Here is a 25,457-nt window from a genome sequence, read left to right as displayed (position 1 = left end):
CGCTGGCAAAATAGCCGGCGTGACCGACCAGCTCACCATCCCCTCCTCGCTGAAACCGGCGGACGGCCGCTTCGGCTCCGGACCGAGCAAGATCCGCCCCGGCCAACTGGACGCGCTGATCGCGCAGGGCAGCTCGGTGCTCGGCACGTCCCACCGGCAGGCGCCGGTCAGGGACCTGGTGGGCCGGGTGCGATCCGGGCTCGCCCGCCTCTTCGACCTGCCGGACGGCTACGAGATCGTCATCGGCATGGGCGGCACCAACGTCTTCTGGGATGCCGCGTCGTTCGGGCTGATTCGCGACCGTGGCGCGTTCGGGGTGTGCGGTGAGTTCAGCGGGAAATTCGCGACGGTCGCCCGCAACGCCCCCTTCCTCGGCGACCCGCTGGTCACCGAGGCTGCGCCGGGCACGTCGGTGCAGCTGCGGTCCGCCGACGGCGCCGACGTCTACTGCTGGGCGCACAACGAGACCTCGACCGGAGTCGTGAGCCGCGTGCAGCGGGTGGCCGTGCCGAACGGCGACCGCGCCCTGATGCTGGTCGATGCGACGTCAGCAGCGGGCGCCATACCCGTCGACGTGAGCCAGACGGACGTCTATTACTTTGCGCCGCAGAAGGTCTTCGCATCGGACGGCGGGCTGTGGTTCGCCGCGACGTCACCCGCGGCGCTGGAGCGCATCGCGGAGCTGAGCGGCGCTCGCTGGACGCCCACGACGCTGGATCTGCAAGTGTGCGTGGACAATTCGCGCCTCAACCAGACCTACAACACCCCTGCCGTAGCGACCTTTGCGCTGATGGCGGCACAGCTGGACTGGATGCTGGCCAGCGGCGGACTCGCCTGGGCAGCGCAACGCAGTGCGGCATCGAGCCGCGCACTCTACGAATGGGCCGAACGGACGTCATACACCTCGCCGTTCGTGACCGATCCAGCCGACCGCTCGCCTGTCGTCGGCACCATCGACTTCGACGGCGTCGACGCTGCTGAGGTCGCAAAGACGTTGCGCGCCAACGGGATCGTCGACACCGAGCCTTACCGCAAGCTCGGCCGCAACCAGCTGAGGATCGGCATGTACCCCGCCGTCGACCCGGCGGACGTCGCCGCCCTCACCGCCTGCATCGACTACATCGTCGAACGCAGCTGACCAAGCCACCCGGACGCCCGGTGCCCTGAGCGCTTTCGGGTACGCACCATCAGGGACGATGGCAGGCATGACTGTCGTGGACCTCAACCTCACTCGCGCCGACTGCGCACAGCGCAGCGACCGGATCACAGTCGACACCCACCGGGTCGACCTGGACCTGAGCGAGCTGAACGATCCGGACGCCACGACCTTCGCGTCACGGTCCGCCATCCGTTTCACCAGCAGCCACGACGCGACCTGGCTCGACCTGATCGCGGACGAGGTGACCGCGGTCTCGGTCAACGGCATTCCGGCCGATCCCGTGTATGACGGCGCGCGTGTCGGCATCACCGGCCTGCGCACCGGCGGCACGGTCAACGACGTGGTGATCGAGGCACGGTGCCGCTATAGCCACACCGGCGAGGGCCTGCACCGTTTTACCGATCCGCTGGACGAAAAGACCTACGCCTACACGCATTTCGAGCCGACGGATGCCCGCCGCGCGTTCGCGTGCTTCGAGCAGCCCGATCTCAAGGCGCGCTTCACCTTCGCGATCACCGCCCCACGGGACAGCCGGGTTTTCAGCAACCAGGCGGTCGTCGAAGACCTGCCCGCCGACGGCACGCACACGGTGACGTGTGCACCGACGTTGCCGCTGTCGTCATACCTCACGGCGGTGGCGGTCGGTCCGTTCCACTCCGTGGCGGACGTATGGCGAGCCGATCGCCCCGGCGGGACCACTCTGGAGGTGCCGCTCGGCGCGATCTGCCGCGCCTCGATGGCCGGGCATCTGGACGCCGCGGAGATCTTCCGGGTCACCAAGGCCGGCCTGGACTTCTTCGACGAGGCGTTCCAATTCCCTTATCCTTGGGGCAAATACGACCAGGTGTTCCTGCCCGAATACAACATCGGCGCGATGGAGCACCCGGGTCTGGTGACCTTCAGCGAGGCGAGCTACCTCGTGCGCGGCACACCGAGCGAGGCGCAGCGCGAAGGCGTCGCGGAAGTGATCATGCACGAGATGGCGCACATGTGGTTCGGTGACCTGGCGACTCCGCGGTGGTGGGACGACACCTGGCTGAAGGAGTCGTTCGCCGACCTGATGGGCTATCTCGCCGCCACGGAAGCGGCTGGTTTCGCGGGGCCGTGGGTGACGTTCGCGATGGGCCGCAAGCAATGGGCGTACGTGCAGGACCAGCTGCCGACCACCCACCCGATCGTGGCCGACATCCCCGACCTGGAGGCGGCCCGGCAGAACTTCGACGGCATCACCTACGCCAAGGGCGCCTCGGTGCTGAAACAGCTGATGGCGTATGCCGGTCGCGACGCGTTCTTCCGCGCGGCACAGCACTATTTCCAGCGTCACGCCTTCGGCTCGACCGGGCTGCAGGACCTCATCGACGCGCTGCAGGCGACCAGCGAATCCGACCTGTCGGCGTGGGTGTCGAGCTGGCTCGAAACCACCGGCATCTCGACGATCGGTGTCGAACACGATGGCGAAAACCTTTATCTGACCGTCGATTCCGCGGATCAGCTGACGGGTGAGCCGGTCGATCGCAAGCACCGGGTCGTGGTGTCCACCTTTGCGCTCACCGGCGCCGGCCTGGAGCGCAGCGCCCGGGTCGAGGTCACCCTCGACGCGGCGAAAGTGGCCGTCCCTCTGCCCGAGGGCACGCGCTTCGATGCGGTCGTCGCGAACGACGACGATCTCACCTATGCGCTGCTGCGGCTCGACGACGCATCAGTCGAGACGTTCCTGGAGCACCTGTCGTCGGTGCAGCCCACGCTCACCCGGGCCGTCGTCTGGTCGGCGCTCTGGAACTCCGTCCGCGCGGCCGAGTTGCCGGCGTCCACCTTCCTGGACGCGGTCCACCTCAATGCAGGCGGCGAGGCCGACGCGGGAGTGCTCGCGATGGTGCTGCACCAGGCCCGCGGAGCGATCGAGGGATACCTCCCGCCAGCTGAACGCGCCGCTGCCGCAAGCCGATTGGTCGTCGCTGTCGGCTCAGGACTGCACGCCGCTCCAGCGGGCTCGGACCTGCAGCGCGCCTGGGCAACCGCGCTCGCCGAGACCGCCGGGCTGTCGGCCGAGGGCGCGGCACCGGTGCGCCATACGCTCACGGGAGCCGTGGCGGGCCTTGAGCTGACACCCTCGTTGCGCTGGGACCTGCTGACCGCGCTCGCCATACTCGGCGAGATCGGCGTGCGCGAACTCGATGACGCCTACCACGCGGACGCCACGATGAGTGGCGCGACCGCGCGGGAACGTGCGCTGGCGTCACTGCCGGGCACCGCGACCAAGCAGCGGGTATGGCGCGAGCTGACCACCGATGCCGCTCTCACCAACGACAGGCAGCGCGCGCTGCTCGCCGGGTTCGCGACCGGACCGGAAGCTGCCACGGCCGAGTTCACGACGCCGTACTTCGCGCAGGTCGCCGACTGGTGGCAGCAGCAGGCGGGGGCGATGGCGGCCCGCCTGGCCACGGGACTGTTCCCCCGCACGAACCTCGACGCCGGCGACGCGGACAACCCGGTGGTGGCGGCCGCGCGGGAGTGGCTCGCCATACATCAGCAGGCGCCGCGGGCGCTGCGGCGCATCGTCACCGAACAGCTCGACCACACCCGCCGGCAGCTGCGCGCACAATCACACCCCTGATCGAGAGGACCCAATGCGAATCGAAGGGGCCCAAATTCCGGCCCGGAGATCGGGCCCTCTCAATCGGTATTGGGTCCGCTCGATCTAGAGAACCGCACTGAGGATGGCCACGCCGACCAGCGCGACGAGCGCGACGATCACCACGATGCGCTGGCTGCGCGGCGACATCATGCGACGCGCTCGCCGGCGAGATCCTCACCGGCCCGGTCTCGAGGACGGATCTCGACGTGCGGAATCGGCCGCCCCTCGAGCCGCAGCCGCAGATCGTCGCGCCGCATCAGGTAGATCATGGTGGCCACCACCGTAACCGCCGTCGCCACGCTGCCGACCAGGATGGTCCACCGCGCGCCGAACGCCGAGCCGATCCACCCGATGAGCGGAGCACCGACCGGGGTGCCGCCCATGAAGATCGCCATGTAGAGCGCCATCACTCGGCCGCGCATCACCGGTGTGACACTCAGCTGCACGGTCGCGTTCGCGGTGTTCATCGTGGTGATCGCGCACAGCCCCGTCGGGATCAGGAACAGCGCGAAGAGCAGGTATGACGGTGCCATCGCTGCAATCGCCGAGGACACGGTGAATCCGCTGAGCGCGATGACCACGATGCGCAGCCGTGGGCGCTCCCGTCGCGCGGCCATCAGTGCGCCCGCGAGTGAGCCGATCGCCATGATCGAGCCGAGCAACCCATATTCGGCGGCGCCCTTGTGGAAGATCGTGGTTGCCATCAAGGCGATGGTGATCTGGAAGTTCATGCCGAACGTGCCGAGCATGAAGATCATGAACAGGATCAGCATGATGTCCGGCCGGTGCCGCACATAGGCGAGCCCTTCGCGCACCTTGCCTTTGCCCCGGACCTGCGGCGCCGGCATGAGTTCCTTGGGCCGCATGGCGCGCAACGCGATCAGCACGGCCACGAACGACAGGGTGTTGAAGATCAGCGTGTTCCCCGTGCCGATCAGCCCGATGCAGAGGCCGGCGATGCCCGGCCCGATGAGCCGGGCTGCGTTGAACGAGGTGGCGTTCAGCCCAACCGCATTACTGAGCAGGCCCGGCTCGACCATCTCGGACACGAACGCCTGCCGGCCGGGGTTGTCCAGCGCTGTGGCGACGCCCTGCAGCAGCGCCAGCGCATAGACGTGCCACAACTGGACGACGCCGCCGAGCACCAGCGCAGCCAGTAAGGCCGAGGTGACCGCGAGCGCGGTCTGCGTGCAGAACAGCACGCGCCGTTTCGGGAACCGGTCGGTGATGGCGCCGGCGAACGGCGCGAGGACCACGACCGGGGCGAATTGCAGGGCCGTGACGATGCCGAGCGCGGTGGAGTCGTGGTCGGTGAGCTGGGTGAGGACCAGCCAGTCCTGGGCGGTGCGGCCCATCCAGGTGCCGATGTTGGAGACCAGCGCTCCGGCGAAGTAGACGCGGTAGTTATAGACGGACAGGGACGCGAAGGTCCGGCTCTTCATACGGTGGACACCACCCGCTCCAGGATGTCGACTGCCTGCCGCACTACCTCGCACTCCTCTTCGGTGAGATCAGCCATCCGCGCATGGACCCATTCGTCCCGCGAACGGCGGATGCCGGTCAGTTTCTTGCGACCCTCCGGGGTCAGTTGCAGCCGCACTTGGCGGCCGTCGTCCGGGTCCGGCTCCCGGCCGACGAAACCCTGCTCCACGAGCGCGTTCACGGTCCGGGTCATGGACGGAGCGCTGACGCATTCGATCTGCGCCAGCTCGCGCGGCGTGCGGACCTGCTGGTCGAGCTTGGCCAGCACCGACACCTGGTGCGGGGGAAGCAGCCCACCGCCGGAGAACCGCACGCGGCGACTGACGCGCATGCACACGGACCGCAGGTCGGCGGCAAGTCTTCGGCGTTCCACGGGAGTCACAACTGCTTAGCATAGCTCATTAGCCAAGCTAACTACTTCGCCGTTCCTGCCGGACGGACACCCGAATCTCCCGCCCGTGAAATGCGGGTATGCACCGTTGTCGATCGGGGCACTGCGAGGCGTCGGCAAGGTCACCTCCGCTCCCCATCAAAATCGCGGAGTCGTATCATGTGATTCCCAGGAAGTTCCCAGTGAAAGCGGTCACAGTAAATCCATGAGTTCTCCGGAAGCACGCCTCCTCGTGGTCGAGGACGAAACCAACATCCGCGAGTTGCTCGCGACGAGCCTGAAGTTCGCCGGCTTCGAGGTGCACACCGCCGCCAATGGCAACGAAGCACTCACCGTCGCGGGCGAGCACCCGCTCGACCTAGCGGTGCTCGACGTGATGCTGCCGGACATGGACGGGTTCACCGTCACCCGCCGGCTGCGGGGCAACGGCATCGACCTGCCGATCGTGTTCCTGACTGCCCGCGACGCCGTCGAGGACAAGGTCAAGGGCCTGACGGTCGGCGGTGACGACTACGTCACCAAACCGTTCAGCTTGGAAGAGGTCGTCGCCCGCATCCGCGCCGTGCTGCGGCGCACGCACGTCGAGGACGACTCCCGTGCCACCGTGCAGGTCGCTGATCTCGAACTCGACGAGGACTCCCACGAAGTCCGGCGTGCCGGACAGGTGATCGAGGTGTCGCCCACCGAGTTCAAGCTGCTGCGCTACCTCATGCTCAACCCGGGCCGCGTGCTGTCCAAGGCCCAGATCCTCGACCACGTCTGGGACTACGACTTCCGGGGCGAGGCGGGCATCGTCGAGAGCTACATCTCCTACCTGCGGCGCAAGATCGATGTCGGCGACGTCGCTCCGCTGATCCACACCAAACGTGGTGTCGGATACGTGTTGCGCGCTCCGAGAGAGTGACGACCGCACCACGATCCGTCCACGGGCGTGTCCGGCACGAGTTGTCGGCCATGCCCCTTCGGTTGCGACTGACTGTGTTGCTGCTGAGCCTGCTCGCCATCGCGCTGATCGCGACGGGAGCGGCCGTCACCGCGCAGGTACGCAGCTACATGACCGCCCGGCAGGATGCCGAATTGCGCGCCGCCAGCACACATCTGGTCGACGGCGCGATCGCCAACCACGCGACCGAGCAACGCGCGTTCGCCTACGTGCCGACCAACACCTATGCCGTCGAGCTACAGACGACCAACGGCAAGGAATACAGCCTGATGACCGACCCGGGCAACAACTCGTCGCCCGGTGACCTGCCCTCGATCCCCAGCCTGACCAGCACCGATCCCCGCGTAGTCAGCGGCCGCATCTTCACCGTGGCGTCCCAGGGCAGCGGGAACAGCTGGCATGTCGTGGCAGGCACGGGATCCGACGACGGCGTCACCTACGTCTACGCCGTCGCGGTGTCCATGGACCACACCGACGAGGTCATCGAACACCTCGAGCTGGTGATGTTCCTGGTCGGCATGATTGCGCTGGTCGCCTGTGCCGTCCTCGGCTGGTACGCCGTACGACGTGCGCTGCGCCCGCTGCACGAGATCGAGGACACCGCCAAGAAGATCGCCGGCGGGGATCTCACCCAGCGCGTCCCCTCTCCCGGTGCGCAGGACGAGATCGGCAGTCTCAGCAAGTCACTGAATGTCATGCTGGCCCGCATCGAGGACTCCTTTGCCGTCCGGCGGGCATCCGAGGAGCGGATGCGCCAATTCGTGGCCGACGCATCGCACGAGCTGCGCACCCCCCTCGCCACCGTGCGCGGGTATGCCGAACTCTTCCGGCAGGGCGCGGTCTCCCGGCCCGAGGACGTGCGGTCGGCGCTGGGCCGTATCGAGGACGAAGCGACCCGCATGGCGGAAATGGTCGACGACCTCTTGCTGCTGACCCGGCTCGAGCGCCGCCACAAGGACAACATCGAGAAGCCGCACGCACCGGTCGACCTGACCGTTCTCGCGGCCGACGCGGTGCAGGACGCAAAGGCCATCGACCACTCACGGGACGTGCGGCTGCGTGGCCTGACCGGCGCGGTCGAGCCGACGATGGTGCTCGGCGACGACGCCGGACTGCGACAAGTGGTCACCAACCTGGTCGCCAATGCGATCAGCTACACGCCGAACGGGACGCCGATCGAGGTGACGGTCGGCGCCCGGAACGGCACCGCGGAGTTGCGAGTGGTGGACCACGGCGACGGCGTGCCGGCCGAATTGCGTCGGCGCATCTTCGAACGCTTCTATCGCGCGGACGCATCGCGCAACAGCGAGCGCGGCGGCAGCGGTCTCGGGCTAGCCATCGTGACCGCGATCGTGCAGGCACACAAGGGACAGGTCGAGGTGCAGGACACTCCTGGAGGTGGCGCCACCTTCGTCGCGACGATGCCCGCGATGCCCGCACCGGCTGGCACTCCCGACGATTCGGCCGACGAAACCGTCTCCGCAGAGCGCACAGGAAGCCCACAGGCATGATGAAGTATGGCGACAGCCGCACACCGTTGAGTGGGTTTCAGACAAGCCGTCATAGCGCAGACCGGATCATCACGAGGGGTATCACCAATGTCGTTTGAGCAGCCTGACCAGGACGGCCAGGGGCGACGCGAACCACAGGACACCGAGAACACCGGACGCATCTACGGCACCGACGACCACACTGCGCAACTGCCGGCACATCCGCGGCCGGCATACGGCGCGGCACCGCAGCAGCCGCAGGCGCAGCAGCCGGGCAGGCCTGGTCAGCAGCCGCCGCAGTACGGCGCCGGCCCGGGTTACCAGCCGCCGATGTATGCCGGTGCCGCTCCGCAGAACCCGTACGCCCCGCCGCCCACCACCGGCGGCGCGGGCGGACCCGGTGCGGGCGGCCCCGGGTATGGCGCACCGTCATACTCCAGCCAGCCCTACGGCTCCGGGCCGACAGGTGGCGGCAGCGGACCCGGGAAGAGCAAGCGCTGGGCCGCGGTGCCGGTGGCCGCCGTGCTCGCGGCGATCCTGGCCAGCGGGGGCACCTACGCACTCACCCGGGACAGCAACGGCACGGCAGCAAGCGGGGGTTCGCACACCACCGTGGTGCAGGCGAACCCAGCCGACTTCGCGGACTCGGGCTCCATCAACTGGTCGGCAACGGCCGCAAAGGTGAGCCCGAGCGTCGTGTCGATCACCGTCATCGCGGGCAGCTCCGGCGACGAAGGATCGGGCGTCATCCTCGACCAGGCCGGCAACATCGTGACCAACAACCACGTGGTTGCCGGCGCGGGCAAGAACCCCAAGGTGACGGTGACGCTCAACGACGGCCGCACCTACGACGCCAAGGTGGTCGGCACCGACCCGAGCACCGATCTGGCCGTGATCAAGATCGAGAAGCCACCGGCCGATCTGCACCCGATCACGATGGGTGACGACAGCAAGCTCGTCGTCGGGCAGCCGGTCATGGCAGTCGGCAACCCGCTCGGTCTCGCCGGCACCGTGACCACCGGCATCGTCAGCGCGCTCAACCGGCCGGTGACCACCCGGCAGGAGAGCCAGAGCGGCGGCAACGACCAGAACCCGTTCGGTGGCGGAACCCAGTCAGCCCAGAACAACACCTCCACCACCAACGCGATCCAGACCAGTGCCGCGATCAACCCCGGCAACTCCGGCGGAGCGCTCGTCAGCGGGTCCGGAAAGCTCATCGGCATCAACTCCTCGATCGCCACTCTCGGGCAATCGTCAGGTTCTTCCCAGTCCGGCAACATCGGAATCGGGTTTGCTATCCCCGTGAGCGTCGTCCAGAACATCACGGGACAGCTGATGCGAACCGGCTCGGTCAAGCATCCGCAGATCGGGGTGGAAGTCGACAACAACCCGGCGACAGTCACGCTGGACAACGCCTCCGTGCAGGGCGCGAAGATCGACAAAGTGAACAGCGGTTCTCCGGCGGCGCAGGCCGGACTGAAGGCTGGTGACGTCGTCACCAAGTTCGACGGACAGCAGTTGGGCAGCCCACCGGCGTCCTCACTGATCGCCTACGTCCGCGCCCACAATGTCGGAGACAAGGTCACGCTGACCATCGTGCGCGATGGCCAGCAGCAGAACGTCACGGTCACCCTGGGCGAGGCATCGTCTGGGTAGGCCGCGACGAAGGACCCCTGGGCAACTCTCCCTTCCTCCGTGCCCGGATGGTCCTGACGGGGTGGATCCGGCTTGTGACGGGGCCGGATCTCGCGAGGGGCGCCTCGGACGGCGGGGTGGCAGGAATTGAGCGGATATACTCCCTCTTCCCCACCAATACCGCCGGACGAGGCGCCCCTTTCGTCATGCCCCGGGCGCTGTCTTCCGCCAGCCCTCTTGCCGAGCGGGGTACATCCGCACCGAGCGGGGTACAACGAACCGGCGGATCGGGCCGGAGAAGTACCCCTCTCGGCGGAGAAGTACCCCGCTCGGTGAACCGTCAACCCTGGGAGTTCCATGCTGACCAGCCCCGACCTCGCAGCAGAACGCGCCTACCTTGCGGCCGCACGCGCCGATCTCGCCCGGATGCGCGAGCGCGCCGAATCGCTCGATCCCACCCGGGCCAGCGACGGCGACTCGGCATACGAACTGGCGATCACTCTCGCGCGGCGGGTCGCATCGTTGCAGGACGACCCGCACACCACCCTCTTCTTCGGGCGACTGGACCACCAGCAGCCACTGCCGGACGAGCACCGCGACGAGACCGAACCGCATGCGGTGAGCTACATCGGCCGCCGCCACGTCAGCAATGCCGAGGGCGACCCCGTCGTACTCGACTGGCGAGCGCCGGTCTCGACCGCCTTCTACCGTGCCTCGCGCACCGAACCGATGGGCATCGTACGCCGTCGGCGGTTCGGCATCGACCACGGCCAGATCAACGCAATCGAGGATGAAAACCTGCTGACTGCAGCGGAATCCGACCACTCCAGTGCCATCCTCGCCGGTGAGATCGAGCGCCCCCGGACCGGGCCCATGCGCGACATCGTCGCCACCATCCAGCCGGAGCAGGACGAGATCGTCCGCTCCGGCATCGACGTCTCCGTGTGCGTGCAGGGCGCGCCCGGCACCGGCAAAACGGCCGTCGGGCTGCACCGTGCCGCTTGGTTGCTCTACACCCATCGCGACCGACTGGAGCGCACCGGCGTGCTGGTGGTCGGCCCGAACCGCGCGTTCCTGGATCACATCAGTGCGGTGCTGCCCGCGCTGGGCGAGGTCCGGGTGGAGCACTCGACCGCAGCCGACCTGGTGGCGCACGGGCGGGTGCGTGCGGTCGACAGCACGGAAGCTGCACTCCTCAAAGGCGATTCGCGTATGGCGCAGGTGTTGCGTCGAGCGCTGTGGGCTCGGGTCGGCACGCCCACGGAGGCGCTGGTCGTCCCGCGCGGCTCCCGCAAGTGGCGGGTGCCGGCATACGAAGTGCAGGAGATCGTTGACGAACTGACCGGCCGCGGCGTGCGATTCGGTGCCGCGCGCTCGATGCTGCCACGGCGCCTGGCACACGCCGTGCTGCTGCGCATGGAGCGCGCCGGCGACTCGCCGGACGACCGGGTGCAGGACTCGATTGCGCGCAGCGCGCCGGTGAAGAAATATGCCGCGTCGATCTGGCCCGCCGTCGATCCGGCGCAGGTGCTGTTCGAGTTGTGGTCGTCCCCCGAACGGCTGGACGCCGCGGCGGCCGATGTGCTGGATCCGGACGAGCAGCGAATCCTGTTGTGGGACAGACCTCCTCGTAGCAAGGGCAGCGCTCGCTGGAGTGTCGCCGACCTCACCCTGCTCGACGAGTTGCACGACCTGCTCGACCGCACCGGCAGCCTCGGGCACGTGGTGCTCGACGAGGCGCAGGACCTGTCCCCCATGCAGTTGCGTGCCGTCGGCCGGCGCTGCTCGACGGGTTCGGTCACCGTGCTCGGCGACATCGCGCAGGGCACCACGCCGTGGGCGACCGACAGCTGGGCGGACGCGATGGCGCACCTCGGCAAGCCGGAGCACCATCTGGAGGTGCTCGATCGTGGTTTCCGGGTGCCGGCGTCGGTCATCGACTTCGCTGCACGGCTGCTGCCGAGCATGGCTCCCGGCCTCGGTGCACCGGTGAGCGTGCGCGACAACCCTGGCGAGCTGACCCTCGTGCCGGCGGGTGGTGCCCAGCTGCTCCCCGAGGTGGTGGCAGCCGTTCGAGCGGCGCTGGCCGGTGAAGGGTCCGTGGGCGTGATCGCTCCCGACGCGATGTGCAATCGTGTCTCGGCGGCGTTGCAGGACAGCGGTGTCGAACACGGCCGGCTGGACACCGACTCCGGCGACGATGCCGACCACCGGGTGCAGGTCGTGCCGGCGACGGTCGCCAAAGGCCTGGAGTTCGACCGGGTCCTGGTGGTCGAACCGGCCGCCATCGCCGCCGCCGAACCGGATGCGCGGACTGGCCTGCGAAGGCTGTATGTCGTTCTCACCCGGGCGGTTTCGGCACTCACCGTCGTCCATTCGGAGCCGCTCCCCGCCGAGCTGACGGACCACTGCTAGTGTGCCCGCGGCCGGCCCCTGTGGATAACTTCTGCGGGGATCGACCCGCTCCGCCTACCGTCGGCACGACACGTTCGCACCCGGCGGACGCCTAACGGGAGGCAGACATGCACACACCCCACGACGGATACTCGGTCAGCAGCGCCGAACTGAGCACCCACAGCACCGACATCGGTGCGATGGCCGAGGACATCGACCTGCTCATGCAGCGGATGAAGGGCAAGCTGACGACCCTCCAGGCGACCTGGACCGGCAAGGGCGCCAACCAGTACGCCGCGCTGAACGAGGAGTGGTCCAAGGCCCAGACCAAGGTGCGCACCGCACTCGCCGAGATCGGTGTCGCGGTCGGCTCGGCCGGCACCGCCTACGCCCAGGTGGAGGCGGATGTGGTCAAGGCGTTCACGCCGAACGGCTGACGCGACGGCTGGGCGGCCGAGCGCCGCCCAGCCCCCGGCTCAGAGCCGCGCGGCCAGCTCCGTGGCCTGCGCAATCGCGCGCTTGGCGTCCAGTTCAGCGGCCCGGTCGGCGCCGCCGATCACGTGCCGCGCGGCGTCATCGTCCCGCACCAGGTCTCGCACCGACTCCTGCCCCGCGCAGATCACGATGGTGTCGACGGCGAGCAGTCGATGACTGGCCTTGCCCCCGGGCCCGAGAGTGAGGTGCAGTCCGTCCTCATCGATGCGGTCGTATGACGCAGAGCCGATCAACTCGACGCCGGCGTCCCGCAACGCGGCGCGGTGCACCCAGCCGGTGGTCTTGCCGAGCCCCTTGCCCAGCGGTGCGGGCTTGCGCTGCAGCAGGAACACCTGCCGCAGCGGCTCGGCCGGCTGCTTCGTGGCCAGACCACCGGGCGCCGTCGGGTCGTCGGTCACGCCCCAGTGGGCCCGCCAGTCTGCCGGCGCGGAGTGCCGCGTGAGGAACTCGCTGACGTCATACCCGATGCCGCCGGCGCCGATCACCGCGACCCGACGTCCGGCGATGACGTCACCGCGCAGCAGTGCGTCATACGGGACGACACTCGGGTGATCGATGCCGGGGATGTCGGGCATGCGCGGTCGCACACCGGTCGCGACGATCACGTCACTGAAACCGCGCAGCGTCGTCTCGTCGGCGATCACGCCGAGCCGCACGTCGACGCCGAGGGTCTCCGTTCGCCTCCGGTAGTAGCGCAACATCTCGGCATACTCCTCTTTGCCCGGCACTCGCATCGCGAGGCGGAACTGACCGCCCAGCTCGGCATCACGCTCGAAAAGCGTGACCTGGTGCCCGCGTTCGGCGCTGGACACCGCGGCGGCGAGCCCCGCCGGGCCCGCGCCGACGACGGCGATCCGGCGTTGCCGGTGCGGCGGCACCGGCCGCAGCACCAGGCTGGTCTCCCGCCCCGCGCGGGGGTTGACCAGGCAACTGGCCACCTTGTGCGCGAACGTGTTGTCCAGGCACGCCTGGTTGCACGCGATGCAGGTGTTGATCTCGTCGGCACGGCCGGCGGCGGCCTTGCGCAGGAAGTCCGGGTCGGCCAGCAGCGGGCGGGCCAGCTGCACCAGGTCCGCCTGCCCGTTCGCCAGGATGTCCGCGGCGACCTGCGGGGTGTTGATCCGGTTCGTGGCGACGACCGGTATGTCGACAGCTGCCTTGAGCCGAGCCGTCCAGTCCACGAAGGCTGCCCGCGGCACCGACGTGACGATGGTGGGGACACGTGCCTCGTGCCAGCCGATGCCGGTGCCGAACATCGAGGCACCCGCCTCCTGTAGCAACTGCGCGAGGGTCACCACTTCGTCCCAGGTCTGCCCGTCCTCGACCAGATCCAGCAGGGAGATGCGGTAGCTGACCAGGAAGGCATCATCCACGGCGTCGCGGACCCGGCGGATGATCTCCCGGGGGAAGCGCATCCGGGTGAGCGCGGTGCCGCCCCACGCATCCGTGCGATCGTTCGTGCGGGCCGCGAGGAACTGGTTGATCAGGTATCCCTCTGAGCCCATGATCTCGACGCCGTCATACCCCGCAAGCTCGGCGAGCCGGGCCGCGCGCACAAATGAACCGATGGTGCGCTCGACCCCTCGCGCGGATAAGGCTCGCGGCCGGAACGGCGTGATCGGTGACCTCCTGCTGCTCGCGGACCGGATGAAGGGCTGGTAACCGTAGCGTCCGGCATGCAGCACCTGCAACAGGATTCGCCCGCCCTCCGCATGAACCGCGTCGGTGATGACGAGGTGCTTGCGCGCCGCCCGCCGCGTCGAGATCAGTGACCCGGCCGGCAGCAGCCACCCTTCGACATTCGGGGCGAAGCCACCGGTCACGATCAGCCCGGCACCGCCACTGGCCCGCTCGGCGAGGTATGCCGCGAGCTTGCCGAAGTCCTTGCTGCGATCCTCGAAGCCGGTGTGCATCGAGCCCATCACGACGCGATTGGGCAGCGTCAGGCCGCCGATCTCGATCGGTGCCAGGAGCCGGTCGAATGCCACAGTGACGCCGCCTTCGCGTTGGGGGTGTCCGGCGATGTTACCAACGAGTAGGAATGCTCTGGCGGCGAGCGAAGCGGGAGAGCCACACTTCGTGGGGTCGCTAGAACTTGACCTGGGCGCCCATGACGACGGTGCGCGCTTCCGGGAGGCGGTAGTAGTCCGTCGGGTTGGCGGCGTTGTGCGCCATCGCGAGGAAGAGGCGCTTGCGCCAGGTCCACATGAACGGATCGGGTCCGCGATGCAGGGTGATCCGGGACAAGAAGTAGTAGGCGTCATCCGGGTCGACGTCCACGCCGCGCTTGCGCGCGACCCGCAGAGCACGCGGGATGTCCTGGTCGTCCTGGAACCCGAAGTGCACCCGCAGCCGGGTGATGTTGTCCTCCTTGCGTCCGATCATCTCGATTTCGACGCGGTCGCGCCGGCCGACGTGCGGCACGTTGTGCGAGATGGCGGACACGATCACCACGTGTTCGTGCAGCACCTGGTTGACGGCGGCGTTTTCACGCAGCGCGAGCGGGACGGTCGGCACGTCGGGGTGCAGGAACACGGCGGTTCCCGGCACTCGCGTCGGCTGACACTGGTCCAGCCAGTCGACGAATCCGCCCAGCGGGCCTTCCTTTTCGGTCCTGCGCTGCGTCACGACCCGGCCGCCGCGACGCCAGGTGATCATGCCGGTTGCGACGATGATCGCGATCAGCACCGGCAGCCAGCCACCGTGAACGATCTTGGTGGTGTTCGCGGCGAAGTAGATGATCTCGAGCAATCCGAAAAGCAGCCCGAACAGCACCAGGCGGCGGCGTGACCAGTGCCATGCCGCATCGGCATACAGCAGGAAGAGGGTCGTGGTCAGCAGGAACGTGCCGGTGACCGCGAGGCCGTATGCCGTGGCCAGCTTCGCCGAGGACCGGAAAGTCAGCAGCAGCAGCATGACGCCCGCGAAGAGGATCCAGTTGACCGCCGGAAGGTAGATCTGGCCACCCTCGCTCTGCGAGGTGTGCCGCACCGTCAGCCTCGGCAGGTAACCGAGCCGTTCGGCTTGCCGCGAGACCGAGTAGGCGCCCGAGATGACCGCCTGCGAGGCGATCACCGTGGCCGCTGTCGCGAGCACCACCAGCGGCCACTGCAACCACGAGGGAGCGAGCAGGAAGAACGGGTTGCGGACGTCGGTCGGGTGCTGCAGGATCAGCGCGCCCTGACCGAGGTAGTTGAGGGTGAGGCACGGGAACACCAGCGCGAACCACGACCGCCGGATGGGTGCCTTGCCGAAGTGCCCCATGTCGGCATACAGGGCCTCGGCGCCGGTGATCGACAGCACCACCGCACCCATCGCGACGAACGCGACGAACGGCCGGTCGAGGAGGAACGCCACGGCATACGTCGGCGAAAGGCCTTTGATGACATCAGGATTCGGGATGATCTTGCCGAGACCGAGCGCGCCGATCACCACGAACCACAAGATCATGACCGGCCCGAAGAAGCGGCCGACAACAGCGGTCCCGAAGCGCTGCACGAGGAAGAGCGCCGTGATGATGACCGCACCCAGCGGCACCACCCATTCCGCGAGATCCGGCGCGGGCACTTCCAGGCCCTCGATCGCGGACATCACCGAGATCGCCGGCGTGATGACGCTGTCGCCGTAGAACAGCGAAGCGCCGAGCACGCCGAGCAGCATGACCAGGCCGAATCGCTTGCCGCCCGTCGGGACGTGCCTGCGCACGAGCGCTGCGAGCGCCATGATGCCGCCCTCGCCGTCGTTGTCGGCACGCAGGATCAGCCCGACATACTTGATGCTCACCACGATCGTGACCGACCAGAACACCAGCGAGATCACGCCGTAGACGTCGCCGGGCGTCGAGTGCACCCGGTTGTGATCGATGGAGAAGACGGTTTGCAGCGAATAAAGCGGGCTGGTGCCGATGTCCCCGAACACGACGCCCATCGCGCCGACTGCAAGTGTCCAGAACCCGGCGCGGTGCAGCTGCTCCGCTCTTGGCGTCCTCACATCGGGATTTTCGGTGTAGTCACAAGCGCAGATTGTGCACCCCGAACATGCATGTCACCAACACGGAACGGCCGCCCACCCACAGGGTGAGCGGCCGCTCCGCGATGTGTGCCGGAAAACCCGCGTTCGCGCGACTTTCCGGGTTTCGCGGGGTGGACTAGAAGCCCTGTCTACTGGGCTTCTTCCTCGCACTCCACTACGGCCGGCGACTTCGCTCCTTCGCCCCACCCCACGAAGTTCTCCGCTCCTTCGTCGCTTCGATACTTCGCGGGGACCCCGGGCTTCGTCGCTACGTCGCCAACCTCCGTTGCGTGCTTCCCCTCCGGGGCCCCCGCGAAGTATTCGGGGGAGCGAAGCGGAGGAGAAACTTCGTGGGGTGGACTCAGAAGCCCATGTCCCCCATGCCACCGCTCGGGTCGGCCGGCGCGGCCGGGGCCTTCTCCGGCTTGTCGGCGATGACGGCCTCGGTGGTGAGGAACAGTGCGGCGATCGAGCCGGCGTTCTGCAGCGCCGAGCGGGTCACCTTGGTCGGGTCGGGGATGCCAGCCGCGAGCATGTCGACATACTCGCCGGTGGCGGCGTTGAGGCCCTCACCGACGGGCAACGAACGCACCTTGGCGGCGACGACGCCCGGCTCCAGACCCGCGTTGGCAGCGATCTGCTTCAGCGGAGCCTCGGAAGCAACCTGCACGATGTTCGCGCCGGTGGCCTCGTCACCCTCGAGCCCGAGGGACTCGAACGCACCCGTGGCGGCCTGCAGCAGCGCAACGCCACCACCGGCGACGATGCCCTCTTCGACCGAAGCCTTGGCGGCGCGGACGGCGTCCTCGATGCGGTGCTTGCGCTCCTTCAGCTCCACCTCGGTGGCGGCGCCGACCTTGATGACCGCAACACCGCCGGCCAGCTTGGCCAGGCGCTCCTGCAGCTTCTCGCGGTCGTAGTCGGAGTCGGAGTTCTCGATCTCGGCGCGGATCTGGCTGACGCGGCCGGCGATCTGGTCGGCGTCGCCGGCCCCCTCGACGATGGTCGTCTCGTCCTTGGTCACGACGACCTTGCGGGCCTTGCCCAGCAGGTCCAGCTCCGCGGTGTCGAGCTTGAGGCCGACCTCCTCGGAGATGACCTGGCCGCCGGTCAGGATCGCGATGTCGCCCAGCATGGCCTTGCGACGGTCACCGAAGCCCGGAGCCTTCAGCGCAACCGACTTGAACGTGCCGCGGATCTTGTTGACCACCAGGGTCGACAGGGCCTCGCCCTCGACATCCTCGGCGATGATCGCCAGCGGCTTGCCGGACTGCATGACCTTCTCCAGCAGCGGCAGCAGGTCCTTGATCGAGGAGATCTTGGAGTTCACGATCAGGATGTAGGGGTCCTCCAGGACCGTCTCCATCCGCTCGGTGTCGGTCACGAAGTAACCGGAGATGTAACCCTTGTCGAAGCGCATGCCCTCGGTGAGCTCCAGCTCCAGACCGAAGGTGTTGCTCTCCTCGACAGTGATGACGCCTTCCTTGCCGACCTTGTCCATGGCCTCGGCGATGAGGTCACCGACGCCCTGGTCGCCACCGGCCGAGATCGCGGCAACCGCGGCGATCTGCTCCTTGGTGTCGATCTCCTTGGACGCCTTGGTCAGCTCCTCGGACACCGCGGCAACAGCTGCCTCGATGCCCCGCTTGAGGGCCATCGGGTTGGCGCCCGCGGCAACGTTGCGCAGGCCTTCCTTCACCATCGCCTGAGCCAGCACGGTCGCCGTGGTGGTGCCGTCACCGGCCACGTCGTCGGTCTTCTTGGCAACTTCCTTGACGAGCTCGGCGCCGATCTTCTCGTACGGCTCGTCGAGCTCGATCTCCTTGGCGATGCTGACACCGTCGTTGGTGATCGTGGGCGCGCCCCACTTCTTCTCCAGCACGACGTTGCGGCCCTTCGGGCCGAGGGTGACCTTGACGGCGTCGGCAAGGGTGTTCATGCCCCGCTCGAGCCCGCGCCGGGCCTCCTCGTCGAATGCAATGGTCTTGGCCATATTCGGTCCAATCCTCACGTGTTGTCTGAGCTGTCAGTCGTATGGCGCCCGCGACGGACGGGTCGGTCCGCGGTCACTGTCTGAGTCCCGCGAGCCCGGCCCTCGCCATACATCCGAACTATCACTCTCCCCAGGAGAGTGCTAAAGCCATTATTGGCACTCTCCCCCGGCGAGTGCAAACGCGACGCTCGCCACTCGCGCCGCCACCCCGTCCCGAACCCCGCGAATGACGGCTTCCTCGCCGAGCGACGGCGAGATCTCACCGCTGCTCGGCGGACGCCCGGCGCCGGCCACAGCCGGTGCAACTCGTCCAGATCGATGACGGCATGCGGCAACTCGCGCGCACGCAGCAGGTCACCGACCGCGTATGCCGTGGTGGTCTTGCCCGCGCCGACGGTGCCGGTGATCAGCAACGTGCGAGGGCTCGCGGGTGCGGCTGGATCCATGCGTCGATCCAACCATCACGGGCCGCATGCACAGTGCGGCCGGTATGGCGAGGCCGTCGCGCCATACACACTCACCCCGGTTGAGAGGACCACATACCGCACGAACGGACCAGACTTCGATCCCATATCTGGTCCGCTCATTGCATGAGCGGGCCGCTCGATCGGGGCTGGCTACGGAAACTCGCAGCGCGGTTTCGGGTATGCCCAGCGCGCGCCGACTGACGGCGAATTCGCCGAGTGACGGTGCAATCTCGCCGTCGCTCGGCGAGGAAGCCGTCACTCGCGAGATGTGGCGATCACCCCGGCATCGGCGAGACGCCGTATGTCGGACGCCGTGTAACCGCATTCCCCCAGCACAGCGGCGGTTTCGTCGACGGCCGACTCGGTGGGCAGTTCGGTCGGAGTCGCGCTGAACCGCGGCGCAGGCGCCGGGTGCCGTATGACGCCGGTGTCGACATACACGCCTCGCTCGGCCAGGTGCGGGTCCGACGCCGCCTCCTCCGGCTCGAGCACCGGCACCACGCATGCGTCCGTGCCAGCAAAGAGGTCCACCCACTCGTCGCGCGCGCGAGTCGCGATGCGCGCGGCGAACGTGTCGCGCAGTGCCGGCCACCGCGTGCGGTCGTGCTGCCCTGCCGGATCGATCGGCAGCCCGAGCCCGTCGAGCAGCGCGGCGTAGAACTTCGGCTCGATCGCGGCGACGGACAGCCACCGGTCGTCCGCGGTGCGGTAGACCCGATAGAAGGGTGCGCCGCCGTCGAAGAGGTTGCCGCCGGGCGGCGCCTCCCACAGGCCACCGGCGAGCATGCCCTGGTGCATCGCGGTCAGCAGTGCGGCGCCGTCGAGGACGGCAGCGTCCACGACCTGCCCCTCCCCCGACTGCTGCGCCGCGAACAGTGCACTCACCACGCCGATCACGAGCAGCATCGCGCCGCCGCCGAAGTCACCGAGCATGTTCAGCGGCGCGACCGGCCGACCGCCATCGCCGACGCAGGGAGCCAGCGCACCGGACAGCGCGAGGTAGCCCAGATCGTGACCGGCTTCTCCGGCGCGCGGCCCGTCCTGACCCCAGCCCGTCATCCGGCCATAGACCAGCCGGGAGTTCACCGCGAGCAACTCGTCCGGACCGACACCGAGTCGCTCCGCGACACCGGGCCGGAATCCTTCGAGGAAGACGTCCGCACCCGCGGCCAGGTCACGCACCACGTCCGCTCCCGCCGGGTGTTTGAGGTCCACGTGGATGACACGGCGACCGCGCAGCAGCACCCGATGCGCCGCGCCGGACCCGGGAACATCGCTGGTCCCGGACGCGCGCGCCACGTGGATCACCTCGGCGCCGAGGTCGGCCAGGAGCATTCCGGCGAATGGCGCAGGACCGATCGCCGCGAGCTCGACAGCACGCACGCCGTCCAGTGGTCCGGGCATCACGCCTCCAGCTAGTGACTAAGCGCTTGCTTAGCGCCTACTGTAGTTCGGCAGTTGCCCATCGACGACAGGAGTCGCGCATGAACGGCCTGGCCGGAAAGACCGCAATCGTGACCGGGGCCAGCCGCGGCATCGGCCTCGCCATCGCACAGCACCTGATCGCGGACGGCGCGAACGTCGTCATCACCGCGCGCAAGGAGGAGTCACTCGCTGCCGCAGCTGCGGGACTCGGCGAGCGGGCCACGTATGTCGCGGGTGGCGCCGACGATCCGGACCATCAGGACGAGGTGATCGCCCACGCGTTGTCGACATATGGCAGCGCAGACTTCCTCGTGAACAACACGGGCATCAACCCGGCGTTCGGTCCACTGATGGAGATCGATCCCGCGATTGCCCGAAAGATCATGGAAGTCAACGTGATCGGGGCTCTGTCCTGGGTGCAGAAGGTTCGCGCCGCGTGGCAGGGCGAGCACGGTGGCGCGATCGTCAACGTCGCCTCGATCGCGGGACTGCGGCCGGCGCCGGGCATCGCGATGTATGGCGTCAGCAAGGCCGCGCTCATCCATCTGACGGAGGAGCTCGCGGTCGAGCTCGGCCCCGGCATCCGGGTCAATGCCGTCGCCCCCGCGATCGTGAAGACCGACTTCGCCAAGGCCCTGTATGACGGCCGCGAGGACGAGGTGGCCGCGCCATACGCCTTGAAGCGGCTCGGGGTCCCCGACGACATCGGCGGAGTCGTGGCATTCCTGCTCTCCGACGACGCCGGCTGGATGACCGGCCAGACTCTCACGGTCGACGGTGGCGCGCTGCTCGGCGGCGGCGTGTGATGCCGGACTCACCGCCGGGGCTGGATCTGCAAGCGCTGCAACGGTTTCTGGATGCAGACTGCCCCGGACTGGTCTCTGGGAAACTGAGCGCCGAGCTGATCGTCGGCGGCAAGTCCAACCTCACCTACGTCGTGGCGGGCGGCGGACGCGAGGTCGTGGTGCGCCGGCCACCGCTCGGGCACGTGCTCGCCACCGCACACGACATGACGCGGGAGCACCGGGTGATGGCCGCGCTCGCCGACACCGCCGTGCCGGTTCCCCGGATGTATGCAGCGTGCACGGACGACACGGTGATCGGCGCACCGTTCTATGTCATGGAACGCGTCGCGGGCACGCCATACCGGTCCGCTGACCAGCTGAACCTCCTTGGATCGCAACGAGTTCGGGCTATTGCAGACGCCGTCACCGACACGCTGGTCGCACTGCACGCGGTCGACCCGGCCGAGGTGGGGCTGAGCGACTTCGGCCGGCCCGAGGGATATCTGGAGCGTCAGGTACACCGCTGGCGGCAGCAGATGACGGCCTCGAAGTCGCGCGAGCTTGCCGGGGAGGACGAGCTGCACCGGCGACTCGCTGCCGCCATACCGGCATCCGGTGCGCCGACGATCGTGCACGGCGACTACCGCATGGACAACACCCTGATCGACGACAGCGACCGCGTCAGCGCCGTACTCGACTGGGAAATGGCGACATTGGGCGATCCCCTCGCCGACGTCGCGCTGATGCTGGTCTACCAGGCGTTGGCGGATGTCGCGCCGACGGCGGTGTCGACGGTGTCCCGTGCGAACGGGCATCCGTCCCGTGACGAGATCGTGCAGCGCTACTCAGCACGATCCGGTCGCGACGTCAGCCACCTCGCCTTTCACGAAGCGCTTGCCTACTACAAGCTCGCCGCAATCCTGGAGGGTATCTACTTCCGGCATCTGCGGGGCCAGACCGTCGGAGCCGGTTTCGAGGACATCGGGGCCGCCACTGAGCCACTGCTCGCAGCGGGGCTGGCCGTCATACACAACTACGGCAACATGTCGAAAGGCTGACGCAACAATGGATTTCGAGTTCGACCAGACGACGGAAGACCTGCGTGCCCGGGTGCGTGACTTTCTCGACGCTGAAATCACGCCCGCCGAGCAGGTCTTCGAGGAACAGTTGAGCGCACTGGACGATCCGTGGGCATGGAGCACGGTGCCGGTCTTCGAGGAGCTGAAGGAGAAGGCGAAGACGGCCGGGCTGTGGAACCTCTTCCTGCCCGGCGACAAGGGCGCCGGCCTGACCAACCTGCAATATGCGCCGCTGGCCGAGATCACCGGCCGCTCATTCCTCGCCCCGGCCGTGTTCAACTGTGCCGCACCGGACACCGGCAACATGGAGGTGCTGAACGAGTTCGGCAGCCCGCAGCAGCAAGAACAATGGCTGAAACCATTGCTGCGTGGCGAGATTCGCTCGTCGTTTGCCATGACGGAGCCCGACGTCGCCTCGTCCGACGCCACCAACATCTCGATGCGGATCGAGCGCGATGGTGGCGACTACGTCATCAACGGGCGCAAGTGGTGGATCACCGGTGCGATGAATCCCGAGGCCAGGATCTTCATCGTCATGGGCAAGACCGACCCGAGCGCCGAACGCCACCGGCAGCAGTCACAGATTTTGGTCCCGCGCGACACCCCCGGCCTGATCGTCAAGCGTGGCATGGAGGTCTTCGGGTATGACGACCACGATCACGGCGGCCACGCGGAGCTGGAGTTCCACGACGTGCGGGTGCCGGCTGGCAACCTGATCGCGGGCGAGGGGATGGGCTTCGCGATCGCGCAGGCGCGGCTCGGGCCGGGTCGCATCCACCACTGCATGCGCTCAATCGGCTTGGCGGAGAGGGCGATCGAGCTGATGTGCGAGCGCGCCGACTCGCGCGTCTCGTTCGGCCGGCCACTGGCCGATCAGGGTGTCGTCCGCGACTGGATCGCACAGTCGCGGGTGCGCATCGAGCAGCTCCGGCTGCTGGTGCTGAAGACCGCCTGGCTGATGGACACGGTCGGCAACAAGGGCGCGCACTCGGAGATCCAGGCGATCAAGATCGTCACCCCGGAGACCGTGCAGTGGATCCTCGACAAGGCGATCCAGCTGCACGGCGCCGCAGGCTTGTCGCAGGACTTCCCGCTCGCGAAGGCGTATGCCGGCATCCGCACCCTGCGTTTCGCCGACGGCCCTGACGAGGTGCACATCGCGTCGCTGGCCCGCAGTGAGTTGCGGCGGCAGCGGGGGTGACTTGGGCTCCCCAGGTGCGCGCGTAAACCTCGACCGTCGAAGGTTGCGCATGCCGCAGGGGCGCCGACCGCGCCCTACTCGACGTCGAAGCCGAGCCGGCGCGCGGTGCGCTGCCGCATCCGGCCGGCCCGCAGCCGCTGCAAGCGCTTGACCAGCATCGGGTCGTGCCGAAGCGCCGCGGGAGTGTCGATGACGGCGTTGAGCACCTGGTAGTAGCGGGTCGAACTCATATCGAACGTCTCGCGGATCGCTTGCTCCTTGGCGCCCTGCAGCTTCCACCAGTTGCGCTCGAACGAAAGGATCGCGGCGTCACGTTCGCTGAGTTCGCCGTCGTTCGGCGGCATCACCTGCTGCTCGGCGGCGCCCATAAATGCGATCCCTTCACGTGGTGTGCCGGTTGTCCGCCTCCGATGATAGGCGCAGAATCACACGGATGTCATTCCGGCAAGCACCGCGCACGGCATGTCGTGACGCGTGTGACTGATGTGGTGGAGCAGCCGCTCAGACCATCGAGTCCAGGATCGCCACGATGTCGTCCGTCGTGGTTCTCGGATTGACGATCGCGAATCGCGCGATGGTCTCCCCGTCGTGCGAGCTCGGCACGACGAAGCCTTCCTGCCGTTGCAGCAGGCCGTCGGACCAGCGCTGATAGTCCGTGGCATCCCAGCCGAGCCGCCGAAAGGCGACCACGGTCAGATCCGGCTCACGAACCAGCTCGAACTCCGGGCGGTGCCTGATCTGGTCGGTGGCGAACCGGGCCACGTCCAGGGTGTGCTCGATCGCCGCGGTGTAGGCGCCCGTGCCGTTGGCGACCAGGGAGAACCAGAACGGCAGCCCTCGAGCCCGACGGGTCAGACCGACGGAGTAATCGGTCGGATTCCAGTCGGGCGTCTCATTGAGCACGTCGAGGTATGACGCGTGCTGTGTATGTGCGGCGCGCGCCAGCGCCGGCTCACGGTAGAGAAGGGCGCAGCAGTCGAAGGGGGCGAAGAGCCACTTGTGCGGGTCGACGATGAACGAGTCGCATTGCTCGACACCGCGATAGCGCCCGCGCACGCTGGGCGCGGCGAGACCGGCACCGCCATACGCGCCGTCGACGTGGAACCAGATGCCGAACTCCTGGCACACGGCTGCCACCGACTCCAGGTCGTCGATGATCCCCAGGTTGGTGGTGCCGGCGGTCGCGACGACGGCGAAGAACGTCTCCGGGCCCTCGCGCAGCAGCACCTGGCGCAGCGCGTCGCCGGTCAGTCGCAGCTGATCGTCGACGGGCACGGGCACCAGCTCGGCGTCCATCACTTCGCACGCCGACGCGATCGACGAATGGGATCCGGCGGTCGCTGCCACCCGGAACGGCCTGGAACTGCTGGGGTTCCGGGATGCGTTGGCCCGTGCGGTGACCCGTGCCGTGACGAGTGCGGACAGGTTTCCGATCGTGCCGCCCTGCACGAAGCCGCCTCCTGCGCCGTCTGGCAGGCCGACGAGATCGGCGATCCACCGCAACGCCTGGTTCTCGGCATACACCGCACCCGCGCCCTCCAGCCACGAACCGGCGTAGATCGAAGACGCCCCGACGACCAGGTCGAACATCGCCGCCTCGCGGGTGGGCGCGCACGGGATGAACGACAAATACCGTGGATGGTCGATCGACAGGCAGGCGAGCGCGAGCTCGTCCTCAAAGAGCTTCAGCGCCGCCTGGCCACCGATGCCGTCGGGCGAGATCGCGCCGCCCGCAACAGCGTCCAGCTCTTCGACGGACCGGCTGAAGTCGAGTGGGACGGGGTCGAGCGCCAGCCGGTCGGCGGCATACTTCAGAATCGCGTGACCGAGCTGCTCGGTCTCCTCTGTGTAACGGTGCACCCGCAAAGTGTA

18 protein-coding genes are annotated in these 25,457 nt (G+C 68.0%); 10 read left to right on the top strand and 8 right to left on the bottom strand.

The window, feature by feature from the left end; translation table 11 throughout:
* Positions 1 to 19: 19 nt before the first annotated feature.
* Together serC and pepN are read left to right on the top strand one after the other, a co-directional pair.
* Positions 20 to 1,138 (top strand): phosphoserine transaminase, encoded by a 1,119-nt coding sequence (serC, locus tag EFY87_RS06200; protein WP_123270599.1) that lies wholly within the window; start codon positions 20 to 22, stop codon positions 1,136 to 1,138.
* Positions 1,139 to 1,205: 67 nt separating this feature from the next.
* On the top strand, positions 1,206 to 3,773 hold the full coding sequence (gene pepN / locus EFY87_RS06195) for an aminopeptidase N (RefSeq protein WP_220093534.1): 2,568 nt from the start codon (positions 1,206 to 1,208) through the stop codon (positions 3,771 to 3,773).
* Positions 3,774 to 3,940: 167 nt separating this feature from the next.
* On the opposite strand, the gene EFY87_RS06190 is transcribed toward pepN, so the two are convergent.
* Both EFY87_RS06190 and EFY87_RS06185 read right to left on the bottom strand, forming a co-directional pair.
* On the bottom strand, positions 3,941 to 5,236 hold the full coding sequence (locus EFY87_RS06190) for an MFS transporter (RefSeq protein WP_123270597.1): 1,296 nt from the start codon (positions 5,234 to 5,236) through the stop codon (positions 3,941 to 3,943).
* On the bottom strand, positions 5,233 to 5,658 hold the full coding sequence (locus EFY87_RS06185; RefSeq protein ID WP_245988501.1) for a MarR family winged helix-turn-helix transcriptional regulator: 426 nt from the start codon (positions 5,656 to 5,658) through the stop codon (positions 5,233 to 5,235). The genes EFY87_RS06190 and EFY87_RS06185 overlap by 4 nt, the downstream gene beginning before the upstream one ends.
* Positions 5,659 to 5,872: 214 nt before the next feature.
* Here EFY87_RS06185 and EFY87_RS06180 point away from each other — a divergent pair, with 214 nt between their 5' ends.
* From EFY87_RS06180 to EFY87_RS06160, 5 genes are all read left to right on the top strand, one after another.
* Positions 5,873 to 6,571 carry a response regulator transcription factor gene (locus tag EFY87_RS06180; RefSeq protein WP_123270595.1) on the top strand — a complete coding sequence of 233 codons (699 nt, stop codon included), beginning with the start codon at positions 5,873 to 5,875 and terminating at the stop codon, positions 6,569 to 6,571.
* A 50-nt stretch (positions 6,572 to 6,621) separates the two neighbouring features.
* The gene (locus tag EFY87_RS06175; protein ID WP_123270594.1) at positions 6,622 to 8,121 is read left to right on the top strand and encodes a sensor histidine kinase; all 1,500 of its coding nucleotides are present in this window, start codon (positions 6,622 to 6,624) and stop codon (positions 8,119 to 8,121) included.
* 87 nt (positions 8,122 to 8,208) lie between these two features.
* Complete coding sequence (locus EFY87_RS06170; protein WP_245988500.1) at positions 8,209 to 9,756, top strand: S1C family serine protease; 1,548 nt, start codon at positions 8,209 to 8,211, stop codon at positions 9,754 to 9,756.
* Between the two features lie 336 nt (positions 9,757 to 10,092).
* On the top strand, positions 10,093 to 12,150 hold the full coding sequence (locus tag EFY87_RS06165; protein WP_123270593.1) for a HelD family protein: 2,058 nt from the start codon (positions 10,093 to 10,095) through the stop codon (positions 12,148 to 12,150).
* Positions 12,151 to 12,257: 107 nt separating this feature from the next.
* A complete protein-coding gene (locus EFY87_RS06160; protein WP_123270592.1) occupies positions 12,258 to 12,566 on the top strand; it encodes a WXG100 family type VII secretion target in 309 nt (102 codons plus the stop codon).
* A gap of 39 nt (positions 12,567 to 12,605) precedes the next feature.
* Here the strand turns inward: EFY87_RS06160 and EFY87_RS06155 are convergent, their stop codons facing one another.
* The 4 genes from EFY87_RS06155 to EFY87_RS06140 form a co-directional block, all read right to left on the bottom strand.
* Positions 12,606 to 14,612: an NADPH-dependent 2,4-dienoyl-CoA reductase gene (locus EFY87_RS06155; RefSeq protein WP_123270591.1), complete on the bottom strand. Its 2,007-nt coding sequence runs from the start codon at positions 14,610 to 14,612 to the stop codon at positions 12,606 to 12,608.
* A 100-nt stretch (positions 14,613 to 14,712) separates the two neighbouring features.
* Positions 14,713 to 16,614, bottom strand: coding sequence for a potassium transporter Kup (locus EFY87_RS06150; protein WP_245988499.1), 1,902 nt, complete (start codon positions 16,612 to 16,614; stop codon positions 14,713 to 14,715).
* 382 nt (positions 16,615 to 16,996) lie between these two features.
* On the bottom strand, positions 16,997 to 18,628 hold the full coding sequence (gene groL, locus EFY87_RS06145) for a chaperonin GroEL (RefSeq protein WP_123270589.1): 1,632 nt from the start codon (positions 18,626 to 18,628) through the stop codon (positions 16,997 to 16,999).
* A gap of 722 nt (positions 18,629 to 19,350) precedes the next feature.
* Positions 19,351 to 20,499 (bottom strand): CaiB/BaiF CoA transferase family protein, encoded by a 1,149-nt coding sequence (locus tag EFY87_RS06140; RefSeq protein ID WP_123270588.1) that lies wholly within the window; start codon positions 20,497 to 20,499, stop codon positions 19,351 to 19,353.
* Positions 20,500 to 20,579: 80 nt separating this feature from the next.
* On the opposite strand from EFY87_RS06140, the gene EFY87_RS06135 reads away from it, so the two are divergent.
* From EFY87_RS06135 to EFY87_RS06125, 3 genes are read left to right on the top strand one after another with little or no spacing between them, the layout of a single operon-like run.
* Entirely contained in the window at positions 20,580 to 21,326 is a 747-nt protein-coding gene (locus EFY87_RS06135; protein ID WP_123270587.1) for an SDR family oxidoreductase, read from the top strand.
* Positions 21,326 to 22,363 carry a phosphotransferase family protein gene (locus tag EFY87_RS06130; RefSeq protein WP_123270586.1) on the top strand — a complete coding sequence of 346 codons (1,038 nt, stop codon included), beginning with the start codon at positions 21,326 to 21,328 and terminating at the stop codon, positions 22,361 to 22,363. Before EFY87_RS06135 ends, EFY87_RS06130 begins: the two co-directional genes overlap by 1 nt.
* A gap of 7 nt (positions 22,364 to 22,370) precedes the next feature.
* A complete protein-coding gene (locus tag EFY87_RS06125; protein ID WP_123270585.1) occupies positions 22,371 to 23,585 on the top strand; it encodes an acyl-CoA dehydrogenase family protein in 1,215 nt (404 codons plus the stop codon).
* Between the two features lie 74 nt (positions 23,586 to 23,659).
* On the opposite strand, the gene EFY87_RS06120 is transcribed toward EFY87_RS06125, so the two are convergent.
* Positions 23,660 to 23,953 (bottom strand): DUF3263 domain-containing protein, encoded by a 294-nt coding sequence (locus EFY87_RS06120; RefSeq protein WP_123270584.1) that lies wholly within the window; start codon positions 23,951 to 23,953, stop codon positions 23,660 to 23,662.
* A gap of 133 nt (positions 23,954 to 24,086) precedes the next feature.
* Complete coding sequence (locus EFY87_RS06115) at positions 24,087 to 25,445, bottom strand: pyridoxal phosphate-dependent decarboxylase family protein (protein WP_181445455.1); 1,359 nt, start codon at positions 25,443 to 25,445, stop codon at positions 24,087 to 24,089.
* Between the last annotated feature and the right edge of the window lie 12 nt (positions 25,446 to 25,457).

The sequence above is a fragment of the Flexivirga caeni genome (genome assembly GCF_003724155.1).
Classification (GTDB): domain Bacteria; phylum Actinomycetota; class Actinomycetes; order Actinomycetales; family Dermatophilaceae; genus Flexivirga; species Flexivirga caeni.
This window is presented reverse-complemented; position numbering and strand designations above follow the sequence as displayed.

What these genes read in the sequence shown, in the direction of transcription:
- pepN (WP_220093534.1), top strand. Translation starts at nt 1,206, where the DNA reads ATGACTGTCGTGGACCTCAACCTCACTCGCGCCGACTGCGCACAGCGC.
- EFY87_RS06190 (WP_123270597.1), bottom strand. Translation starts at nt 5,236, where the DNA reads ATGAAGAGCCGGACCTTCGCGTCCCTGTCCGTCTATAACTACCGCGTC.
- EFY87_RS06180 (WP_123270595.1), top strand. Translation starts at nt 5,873, where the DNA reads ATGAGTTCTCCGGAAGCACGCCTCCTCGTGGTCGAGGACGAAACCAAC.
- EFY87_RS06175 (WP_123270594.1), top strand. Translation starts at nt 6,622, where the DNA reads ATGCCCCTTCGGTTGCGACTGACTGTGTTGCTGCTGAGCCTGCTCGCC.
- EFY87_RS06170 (WP_245988500.1), top strand. Translation starts at nt 8,209, where the DNA reads ATGTCGTTTGAGCAGCCTGACCAGGACGGCCAGGGGCGACGCGAACCA.
- EFY87_RS06165 (WP_123270593.1), top strand. Translation starts at nt 10,093, where the DNA reads ATGCTGACCAGCCCCGACCTCGCAGCAGAACGCGCCTACCTTGCGGCC.
- EFY87_RS06160 (WP_123270592.1), top strand. Translation starts at nt 12,258, where the DNA reads ATGCACACACCCCACGACGGATACTCGGTCAGCAGCGCCGAACTGAGC.
- groL (WP_123270589.1), bottom strand. Translation starts at nt 18,628, where the DNA reads ATGGCCAAGACCATTGCATTCGACGAGGAGGCCCGGCGCGGGCTCGAG.
- EFY87_RS06140 (WP_123270588.1), bottom strand. Translation starts at nt 20,499, where the DNA reads ATGCCCGGACCACTGGACGGCGTGCGTGCTGTCGAGCTCGCGGCGATC.
- EFY87_RS06135 (WP_123270587.1), top strand. Translation starts at nt 20,580, where the DNA reads ATGAACGGCCTGGCCGGAAAGACCGCAATCGTGACCGGGGCCAGCCGC.
- EFY87_RS06130 (WP_123270586.1), top strand. Translation starts at nt 21,326, where the DNA reads ATGCCGGACTCACCGCCGGGGCTGGATCTGCAAGCGCTGCAACGGTTT.
- EFY87_RS06125 (WP_123270585.1), top strand. Translation starts at nt 22,371, where the DNA reads ATGGATTTCGAGTTCGACCAGACGACGGAAGACCTGCGTGCCCGGGTG.
- EFY87_RS06120 (WP_123270584.1), bottom strand. Translation starts at nt 23,953, where the DNA reads ATGGGCGCCGCCGAGCAGCAGGTGATGCCGCCGAACGACGGCGAACTC.